Here is a 9,090-nt window from a genome sequence, read left to right as displayed (position 1 = left end):
CATCAGCACCTCAACACCCCGCATCAAAACTGCATCGAGCCAGCCGCCAAAGTAGCCGGAAATGGCACCCACGAAAATGCCAATCGGGAAGGCGATCGCCACCCCCACAAGCCCAATACTGAGGCTAATGCGGGCACCAAAGAGCAGCCGACTCAGCTGATCGCGTCCTTGGTCATCGGTTCCCAACAGGTTTAGATAGCCCTTGCCCACCGTGCCAAACAGGTGGCGATCGCTGGGAAACCCCGCAAAGAGAGTACGCGGTTCAATTTGCGGATGGGTGAGACTCCAGCGCCTCGGTAGGGGCAGGGTAATTTCCAAGAAGCGATAGGGGCTACCCTTAACAAATAGGCGAATCGGCGACGGTTCCTGCCAGTCCACAATCAAAGGCCGTTCCCCCGTTTCCAAGTTCACAGGACCTAGGCGAGTGGGATAGACATGGGGCCCAAGCCACTGACCATTGGGGGTGCGCCAGTAAATCCGGGTGGGGGGCAGTAGGGCACCATCCACTTGAAAGGCATAGGGACTATAGGGGGCAATAAAATCTGCAGCGATCGCCAGCAGGTACAAAGTCAGCAACACCCCCAAACTGACCATCACTAAGGGGTTGCGCCGCAGCGTTTGCCAAGGGGTCATTCGTCACTTATCCGCGAGGGTACAGCCACTATACAGCCTTTTTTCTATCCTAGGGCTGCTGTAGCAGACTGAATGCCTACACGTATTCCACACTTTCTAGAAAGGCACCACTGCGCTGTAGGTAAGTTTTAGCCAAAAATCAATAGGCGATCAATAAAACTTAACAAAGCAATGATAAATTTCTCTTCTTGTTCGGTAGGACTGATTGACTCAAATTAACATTTTCTTAAAAAGAATACTTCTCCTTTGCAATAAAGTGGTAGCTTTATTAAATGTAATCATTCTTTAGTCAGATCATTCTCGCAAACACCCTTTTTCTGGTGTGGGCACCTGTTGATTAAAAAATAATTGAGTTGCTTGATTCATTTGAATATCGTTCTGATAGAGGAAGTACAGAGCGAATGAAAAAACCGAAGCCCCTAACTGGTAAAGCGCTCCTGCAGCGATTACGTGAATTAGGTTCTGCATCCCGTAAAGAAGCAGCAAAGCTCTGTGGCTACTATCGCGTCACAAAATCCGGTCAGGTGCGTGTCAACTTAGGGAAATTTTACGAAGCGGTACTCGCTGCCGGCGGACTCGAAGTACAGCCGTCGGAGCAGGAAATCAATGGTCACTCAGGACGGGGGCGATCCCCCTCCTATCGGGTAAAAGTGCACCAAAATGGCCAGATTGTGATTGGTGCTGCCTATACCAAAGCGATGAACCTAAAGCCGGGGGATACGTTTAAAATTAAGCAGGGGTATAAACATATTCATCTCTACCTCATCGATCCAGAAGAAGTGGATGACGCCCCCGCAGAGTAATCAATGGTTTGCCCTGATTATTGGCAATACTCGGCAGCACTGGGCACTCTTTAGGGGTGAGCACCTCAGCCGCACTTGGCACCTGACCCCTGAGGAAGCTGCCTTCAATCCTGCCCAAGACTACCCCAACCTCCCCTGCTGGGGGGCCAGTGTTGGTTCTGTGCCCTTGCACCAAGTCTATCCGAGGGCGATCGCCCTCACCCTCGAAGATATTCCGATTCCCCAGATGTACCCCACCCTAGGGTTGGACCGTGCCCTTGCCCTCTGGGGAGCACTTCAGGTCTATGGGGCACCGGTGTGTGTCGTGGATGCCGGCACCGCCCTAACGCTGACCCTAGCCAACGATCGCCGTGAATTTGCTGGCGGTGTGATTCTTGCCGGTGTTGGATTAATGGCGCGAGCCCTAGCGGACTACACGGCAGCTTTACCCTATGTGACGCTGCCCACAGACCCCCCCCGCCGTTGGGGCACTACCACCACTACCGCTATTGAAAGCGGCCTCTACTATGGCACTGCCGCCATTTTGCAAGCCTATCTGGCCGCCTTTTTTCAGGAGTTTCCCCAAGGCACAGTGATTGTGACCGGGGGCGATCGCCCCTTTGTCAGTGACCTGCTGCGGACATTTTTAGATTCCGATCGCTGGTGTGAGGATGATCATCTTGTTTTTTGGGGCATCCGCGCTCTCCGCAATCTAGCCGCTAAGATAGAAATGCACCCCATCAAAAGGATTGACGAATTCCGCTAATGGAGCGACGGGATGACTTTACGGATTTGGCCTTAGGACTGGTCTCAGCCCAGAGCTTTCCGGCGATCGTGGGTATTGCTGATCACATGCTCAAATCCTCCGATGTCCTCCTAGTGGGCTATGAAAAAATTGGCGGTGGTCACTGTAGTGCGATCGTCCGCGGGCGAATTGCCGATGTGCGCCTTGCGGTGGAAGAGGGCGCTGAGCGGGCGCAGCAATTTGGTCAAGAACTTAGTACGTTAGTGATTCCCCGACCTGATCCCAACCTAGAAAAAATTCTCCCCATTGGCAGTCTTCTTGCCCAGATTGCTTCTAAAAGTCGCGGCCATCGCCTCAGTAGCCATGCCGTGGGTCTTCTGGAAACGCGGGGATTTCCGGCCATGGTGGGGGCAGCCGATGCCATGCTCAAGGCCGCCGATGTGATGCTGACGGCCTACGAAACTATTGGGGCAGGGTTATGTACAGCCATTATTCGCGGTACGGCCTCCAATACGGCGATCGCCCTCGAGGCCGGAATGGCAGAAGCCGAGCGCATTGGCGAACTCCATGCAGTGATGTTGGTGCCCCGTCCGCTGGAGGATTTGGATCAATCCTTGCCCTTGGCACCTGCCCTCCAGCGGGAACTGCAACCCCTGCGTCTGCCCCTCACCCTCAAGCAAAAAGAAACCGAACCCCTTGCTCTCCAAGGGGCGGCTCAAGAGAGTGTGGCTGTGGAAGCCGCCGCCGAAAGAGTGTCCGTCGACTCCCCTGCCAATCCCTGACCGGCAATCCAGCCTGTTGTCCAGGCACTTTGCAGGTTAAAGCCCCCCGTCACACCATCCATATCGAGAATTTCGCCGGCCAGGAATAGCCCCTCACAGCAGCGGCTAGCCATTGTCTTGAAGTCCACTTCCTTGAGAGCCACCCCACCGCAGGTCACAAACTCCTCCTTGAAGCTGCCTTTGCCAGCGATCGCGAATGTGCCTCGGTGTAAGACCTCCGCCAGAGCCAGCAGTTGCTTTTTACGCAAATGTGCCCAAGTTTGCTCAGGGGGAATACCAAGGGTGGTGGTCCAGTAGCTCCAGAGGCGACGGGGCAGCGGAAAGGGACAATGGTTAGCGATCGCCCGCTTCGGGGTATGGCTGCGACAGGCTGCCAACTCCCCTTGAATCTGCGGCAGCGATAGGTGGGGGAGCCAGTTGATCACTAAGAGGCCGCGATAGTTGTGAGCCGCCAAGGCACGCGCTCCCCATGCCGAGAGTTTTAGGACCACGGGGCCACTGAACCCCCAATGGGTAACGAGAATTGCGCCTGTTTGCGTCAAGGGCGGCTGCTGCGGCAGTTTGAGGGTAGCTTGCACAGCTGGGACACTGAGGCCTGAGCGCTCCTGCAAGAGGGGGTCATTAATTTGAAACGTAAACAGCGAAGGTACCGGCGGAATAATCGTGTGTCCCAATTGCGCCGCCAACCGATAGCCATGGGAACTACTGCCCGTGGTCAAAAGGACGCGATCGCCCACAAGGGGTTGAGCCTGCTGAGCAATCGTGACGTGAAACTGGCTGCCCACTTTGGCAATGTCCTTGACCGCTGCACGGGTACGAATGCGAATGCCCAAGGCTGTTGCTTCCTGCACAAGGCAGTCAATAATCGTTTGTGAGTCATCACTCACAGGAAAGATCCGCCCATCGGCCTCAGTTTTCAGCTTCACTCCCCGCGCCTCAAACCAAGCGATCGTGTCTTGGGGTTGGAAGCGACTAAAGGCACCCCGTAAGGCCTTGCCACCACGGGGATAGTGTTGCGCCAACAGCGCCGGATCAAAACAGTGGTGGGTGACATTGCAGCGACCACCACCAGAGATGTGGACTTTGCTGAGCACCGCTGCCCCGGCTTCTAAAATAGTGACGCGATCGCGAGGATTAGCCGTGGCACAGGAGATCGCCCCAAAAAATCCAGCGGCACCCCCGCCAATGACCAAAATCTGCCGAGTCACGATCAAGATTCCAAGGGAAAAGGATAGGTCTTTTCATTGTTGCCGTTTTTGCCATTGCGATCGCGCACCAAATGAAGCTGTTGATGCAGCCGACCCACGGCAATCCCCTCTGCAGCCATGAGGTTGAGGAGACGACGGCGAAACTCCCGCCCCACAGCCCATTGCTGTCCCGGTTGTGTCTTAATCCAAATGCGCACGAGTAAGCCACTGGCAGTAATCTGATCAATTCCTAAGATCTCTGGCCGCTCCAGCATCTTGAGTTGCCACTCAGGTTCTGCGTAGAAGTGGGTACTGACGTCATTCAGCAGCGACAACAGGCGATCGGGATTGGTTTCAATATCCACCCACAGCTCTAGGTTGACACGTGACCAAGTACGGGTGAGGTTGGCCACCTTTGTAATCGTACTATTGGGAATAGTGATGAGATGCCCCTCCGCATTGCGTAGCTGCGTAATCCGTAAGTTGAGATTTTCTACCATTCCTGAATAGGGTTCAATTGCCACCACATCCCCAATACCGTATTGGTCCTCCCAGACAATTAACAGGCCATTGATCACATCCTTAACCAAATTTTGGGAACCAAGGGAAATAGCCAAGGCGAGAAACCCCCCCACAGCCAGAATGGATGAGACAGGCATGCCCAGCGAACTCAGAATCACAACCAGCCGCGTTAAATAAATAACTGCAGTCTTCAAACTCCGCATCACTTCAATGGTGGTGCTAATCCGCAATGTTTGGCGCTGGGTATCGGCAAACTTGAGGAGATTATTTTGCTCCCAGAAGACACGAATGCGATCAAAGGCCAAATCGGCAAATTGATTCAGCAGCCCAGTGCCAAACCAGACCACCATCCAGAGAATCGGCAGGCCATAGACTTGAGAACTCAGCCCGCGAGTCATGGGGAAGAGCCGCAGAATTGCTGCTAGGCCGAGCAGCCAGAGAGCCACTTGTACCCACAACAGCAGATAGCGAACGAGACTAATGAGTTTAATGCGCTGCTTGAGAAAAAAGTGATGTCGCAGGTGGGGTAGAAGCGGCAAAACCCATTCGGGTTCGGCGGTTTGAGGGGTCGCTGTGTCCAGTTGCCCTTGCAGATGCTTGCGTTGGCGGATTAAGAATCGCTGTACAATTAAAATGACAAAACTGCCTGCTCCCACCTTCAAAAAAATCAAGACAGCCTGCTGGATTTGCCTGATTAGGGCAGCGTGGGTGCGTTCTTGAATCGCTTGGTTCATCTGCTGCTGCAAAATGTCTCGCCACTGCTGGGCAAGGGTTTCGGGAGGTAGTTGATGGTAGTTGCTGTCGGCCTCTGTTACCGTCAGGAGGCGAGTGGTGCGTTCCGCTTGGCCAATGCGAGCACTGATCACCAAAGCATTATGGAGGCGGGCAACACCAATATCTACTCTCGCGGGCGATCGCCGATCGTCCTCAAGGGCACTATGAAGTACCCGTCGCAGATTAGACTGGATGAGCTCGGCCCGGAGTTCAACGGGCATGACATCACCGAGTTTGCTGCGATCGCGAATTGTCGGTGCAGCAATTGTAAAGAGTGTATTGCCATCAAAACGCACATCGGTAATTTCTAGTTCACCCATGCGAGTGACGCCAGGGGGCAGCGGAGTGGCAGGGGTTTGATTGATTGCCGGTAGGGGGAGTTGAGCCAGGCTCGGCCAAGGAGAGAGAATGGCTAAAAAGAAGGTCAGAAAGGCGATCGCTCCCCACCGCCAGAATTGTTTATGCCAGTTGATCATCTACTGCCAATAGTTTGCTTGAAGGCAAACAGTGCTACAAGTATCCTCTCACCTTTTGAGGGCTTGACCCAGTTCAAGGTTCCCTAGGGGCGATTGCCAAGGTTGCGGGGAGTGCAGTCGCTAACCACATCGCGGATTAAGGAAAGACGCGAGGAAATGTACCGTTCCAGATGATAGCGCTGGTGGTGCTCCAGGGGGTAAACATCACTAAACTGCGTCACTAGCCACCCCTGTAGGGAGTGATCGTCCATACTCAACAATCGTCCCACCTGTGCTTGCTCAACAAAGTGCCAGAACTGACGAAGGAGAGAGGGGGTCATACTTGCCCTCCTTTTAAGGTTTTCTTTAGATTTTGCCTATCTACTACCATACGTCGAGCCTGGGATGTTGGGGAGGAATCTGCGGAAGCTGCAACTAAAGTTAGGGAATCCACATGAAGTTCTGTAAACTTGTGTTGCGATTTCTCACTCCTCACTGTAACCCGTGATTCCTTGGGGATGCCCCGCTAACGGTAGGACGGTGAACCGCTAAAATAGTAAGGCTTTGCTTTACCAACATACTCAGAAATCATTGGGGTCTATGCGCACGCACTACTGTGGCGATGTTCGGCTAAGGGATGTCGGAACAACGGTCACCCTCTACGGTTGGGTTGATCGGCGCCGAGATCATGGCGGCGTTATCTTTATTGATTTGCGCGATCGCTCCGGCATTGTCCAAATTGTCAGTGATCCCCAGCGCACTCCCGACTCCTACCCCCAAGCCGATCGCCTGCGCAGTGAGTATGTGGTGAAAATTGTTGGCCGTGTTAGCAAGCGCCCTGCGGATTCGGTGAACCCGAAATTGGCCACGGGGGACATCGAGATCTACGCCGATTACATTGAGGTGCTCAATACGGTGCGCCAACAGCTCCCCTTTGCCATCTCCAGCACTGAGAATGAACAGGTGCGCGAAGAGGTGCGGCTGCGCTATCGCTATCTTGATCTACGGCGAGAACGGATGGCACGGAATTTGCAGTTACGCCATCGGGTTATCCAAGCTATGCGGCGCTTCCTAGAGGACGAGGCGGGCTTTATTGAGGTGGAAACCCCCATCCTCACCCGCTCGACCCCGGAGGGTGCTCGGGATTATTTAGTGCCTAGTCGTGTGAATCCTGGGGAATGGTTTGCCCTCCCTCAATCGCCGCAATTGTTCAAGCAGTTGTTGATGGTGGCGGGATGCGATCGCTATTACCAGATTGCCCGCTGCTTTCGCGATGAGGATTTACGGGCCGATCGCCAACCCGAATTTACCCAACTCGACATGGAAATGAGCTTCATGGATCAAGAGGAAATCCTGGAGCTCAACGAAGCGCTGATTTGCCACATTTTCAAAACTGTAAAGGGCATTGACCTACCGCGCCCCTTTCCCCGCCTAAGCTACCAAGAGGCCATGGATCGCTATGGCACCGATAAACCCGATACCCGCTACGGCCTCGAACTGGTGGATGTCTCCGATATTCTCAAGGACTCTGGTTTCAAAGTCTTTAGTGGGGCGATCGCCCAAGGGGGTGTCGTGAAAATTTTGCCGATTCCCAATGGCAACGATCGCATCTCCAACGTCCGCATTAAACCCGGCGGCGATCTCTTCCAAGAGGCCGCCACTGCAGGTGCCAAGGGACTGGCCTATATCCGCGTTCGTAACAATGGCGAAATTGATACCATTGGTGCTATCAAGGATAACCTCTCTCCAGAGCAAAAGGCTACGCTCCTAGAGCGCACGGGTGCCGAGCCGGGGCATCTTCTCCTTTTTGGGGCAGGGGACGCTGCCACGGTGAATAAGACCCTGGATCGGCTGCGGCAGACCATTGCCCGCGAGTTTGATCTCATTGATCCAATGGCAACCCACCTTCTGTGGGTGGTGGATTTCCCGATGTTCGAGTGGAATGCCGAGGAAAAACGTCTTGAGGCCTTGCACCATCCCTTTACCGCGCCCCACCCTGACGACCTTGCGGATCTAAAAACCGCCCGTGCCCAAGCTTACGATCTCATCCTCAACGGCCATGAAGTCGGTGGTGGCAGCTTGCGCATCTATCAACCGGAATTGCAGCGGCAGGTGTTTGACATCATCGGCATTGATGAAGCCACTGCCCAAGAAAAATTTGGCTTCCTTTTAGAGGCCTTTGAATTTGGAACTCCGCCCCACGGGGGCATTGCCTATGGCTTGGATCGTTTGGTCATGCTCCTTGCTGGCGAAGATTCCATTCGCGACACCATTGCTTTCCCCAAAACCCAACAGGCCCGTTGTCTGCTCACCGGCGCCCCCAGCAGTGTTGAACCGCAGCAACTCAAGGAACTCCATGTGACGCCCGCCAAGCTAGCAAAAACCACCACTCAAACCAAAGCCTAGGCACATAGATTTATTGGCGATTTATTGGCCGATTCCACACCCCCTCTGGCAGCCACTCACCATTGAAATCCCGCACGCGCTCAGTACTCATGATGTAAGCCCATGCTGTACCCAAGGGTTGATGAGTCAAGTCATACACTGGCACCTCTTGGCGACAGTAGACATTCACCTCAGGAGACAAATTGGGACTGTAACCTTCAAAGGCATCCAGCTGCGTCAAGAGGCTGGCAGGTGGATCATCAAAGAGTAGTAACTCCCCCTGCACCCAACCTTCCTCAGCCGTTAGACCGGGGTACCCCATCGGCAGGTGATAAAGGCGGCCTCTCACCAATGCCGTTTGATGGCCACTTAGCCAAGGCCGACAGAAGAGGTCATGGGGTGGATAGCCGGGTTTGAGGGTGCCATAGACAAAAAGGCGTAGTACCGTCATGTTGCAAAGGAATAGCATCAATTTGCTGACAGAACTTACTTTACTGAGTTTGATAGCGGTTTGCCCTGCTCCGGACTGCCCTCGACAATCCACTGCCCAGCGAGCCAAAATGAAAAATTCGAGCATGGGGGTTAGGGCTCCCGCGCCAGTTTTGCCCCATTTTTGCAGAAGTGACTCCCCAAAAAAGCAACCAATTTATCCATTGCTTCTGCGTGCTAGCGTTAAACCATAGTGGGAGGTCGCCCTTTGCCAAGTGGTGTGAGCCACAATCAGTGCCCCAGCAGTGCGTACTGCAGTTAAAGCCAAGGATAAATTGACTAACCAGAAAGAATGTTACCAAAACAGCATTGAGGGCTATTTGCTTAGCTTGTGGT

Annotated in this window: 8 protein-coding genes and 1 pseudogene; 4 read left to right on the top strand and 5 right to left on the bottom strand. The window is 53.8% G+C overall.

Features of this window, described 5'->3' with window-relative positions:
* Window positions 1-633: pseudogene (locus H8Q75_RS11925) on the bottom strand (ABC transporter permease); the annotation flags it as partial.
* Window positions 634-1,034: 401 nt separating this feature from the next.
* Between H8Q75_RS11925 and H8Q75_RS11920 the strand changes: the two are divergent.
* From H8Q75_RS11920 to H8Q75_RS11910, 3 genes are read left to right on the top strand one after another with little or no spacing between them, the layout of a single operon-like run.
* The gene (locus tag H8Q75_RS11920) at window positions 1,035-1,436 is read left to right on the top strand and encodes an AbrB family transcriptional regulator (RefSeq protein WP_297041958.1); all 402 of its coding nucleotides are present in this window, start codon (window positions 1,035-1,037) and stop codon (window positions 1,434-1,436) included.
* Window positions 1,417-2,181, top strand: a complete 765-nt coding sequence (locus tag H8Q75_RS11915; RefSeq protein WP_024124348.1) for a pantothenate kinase — start codon at window positions 1,417-1,419, stop codon at window positions 2,179-2,181. Before H8Q75_RS11920 ends, H8Q75_RS11915 begins: the two co-directional genes overlap by 20 nt.
* Window positions 2,181-2,942: a BMC domain-containing protein gene (locus H8Q75_RS11910; protein WP_297041957.1), complete on the top strand. Its 762-nt coding sequence runs from the start codon at window positions 2,181-2,183 to the stop codon at window positions 2,940-2,942. Before H8Q75_RS11915 ends, H8Q75_RS11910 begins: the two co-directional genes overlap by 1 nt.
* Here H8Q75_RS11910 and H8Q75_RS11905 read toward each other — a convergent pair.
* The 3 genes from H8Q75_RS11905 to H8Q75_RS11895 all read right to left on the bottom strand — a co-directional run bounded on the left by H8Q75_RS11905 (window position 2,876) and on the right by H8Q75_RS11895 (window position 6,221).
* A complete protein-coding gene (locus H8Q75_RS11905) occupies window positions 2,876-4,150 on the bottom strand; it encodes an NAD(P)/FAD-dependent oxidoreductase (RefSeq protein ID WP_297041956.1) in 1,275 nt (424 codons plus the stop codon). The two genes, H8Q75_RS11910 and H8Q75_RS11905, sit on opposite strands and share 67 nt — an antisense overlap.
* Before the next feature lie 2 nt (window positions 4,151-4,152).
* Window positions 4,153-5,901 (bottom strand): mechanosensitive ion channel domain-containing protein, encoded by a 1,749-nt coding sequence (locus H8Q75_RS11900; RefSeq protein ID WP_024124350.1) that lies wholly within the window; start codon window positions 5,899-5,901, stop codon window positions 4,153-4,155.
* An 83-nt stretch (window positions 5,902-5,984) separates the two neighbouring features.
* The gene (locus H8Q75_RS11895) at window positions 5,985-6,221 is read right to left on the bottom strand and encodes a hypothetical protein (RefSeq protein WP_024124351.1); all 237 of its coding nucleotides are present in this window, start codon (window positions 6,219-6,221) and stop codon (window positions 5,985-5,987) included.
* 259 nt (window positions 6,222-6,480) lie between these two features.
* Between H8Q75_RS11895 and aspS the strand changes: the two genes are divergently transcribed.
* The gene (aspS, locus tag H8Q75_RS11890; protein ID WP_024124352.1) at window positions 6,481-8,286 is read left to right on the top strand and encodes an aspartate--tRNA ligase; all 1,806 of its coding nucleotides are present in this window, start codon (window positions 6,481-6,483) and stop codon (window positions 8,284-8,286) included.
* 10 nt (window positions 8,287-8,296) lie between these two features.
* Here the strand turns inward: aspS and H8Q75_RS11885 are convergent, their stop codons facing one another.
* Complete coding sequence (locus H8Q75_RS11885; protein WP_024124353.1) at window positions 8,297-8,842, bottom strand: gamma-glutamylcyclotransferase family protein; 546 nt, start codon at window positions 8,840-8,842, stop codon at window positions 8,297-8,299.
* Window positions 8,843-9,090: the final 248 nt, after the last annotated feature.

Source organism: Thermosynechococcus sp. OHK43, assembly GCF_014466085.1.
Taxonomy (GTDB): Bacteria; Cyanobacteriota; Cyanobacteriia; order Thermosynechococcales; family Thermosynechococcaceae; genus Thermosynechococcus.
This window is presented reverse-complemented; position numbering and strand designations above follow the sequence as displayed.

Coding starts and splice junctions, on each gene's coding strand:
- H8Q75_RS11920 (WP_297041958.1), top strand. CDS start 1,035: ATGAAAAAACCGAAGCCCCTAACTGGTAAAGCGCTCCTGCAGCGATTA.
- H8Q75_RS11885 (WP_024124353.1), bottom strand. CDS start 8,842: ATGCTCGAATTTTTCATTTTGGCTCGCTGGGCAGTGGATTGTCGAGGG.
- H8Q75_RS11910 (WP_297041957.1), top strand. CDS start 2,181: ATGGAGCGACGGGATGACTTTACGGATTTGGCCTTAGGACTGGTCTCA.
- H8Q75_RS11900 (WP_024124350.1), bottom strand. CDS start 5,901: ATGATCAACTGGCATAAACAATTCTGGCGGTGGGGAGCGATCGCCTTT.
- H8Q75_RS11915 (WP_024124348.1), top strand. CDS start 1,417: ATGACGCCCCCGCAGAGTAATCAATGGTTTGCCCTGATTATTGGCAAT.
- aspS (WP_024124352.1), top strand. CDS start 6,481: ATGCGCACGCACTACTGTGGCGATGTTCGGCTAAGGGATGTCGGAACA.
- H8Q75_RS11895 (WP_024124351.1), bottom strand. CDS start 6,221: ATGACCCCCTCTCTCCTTCGTCAGTTCTGGCACTTTGTTGAGCAAGCA.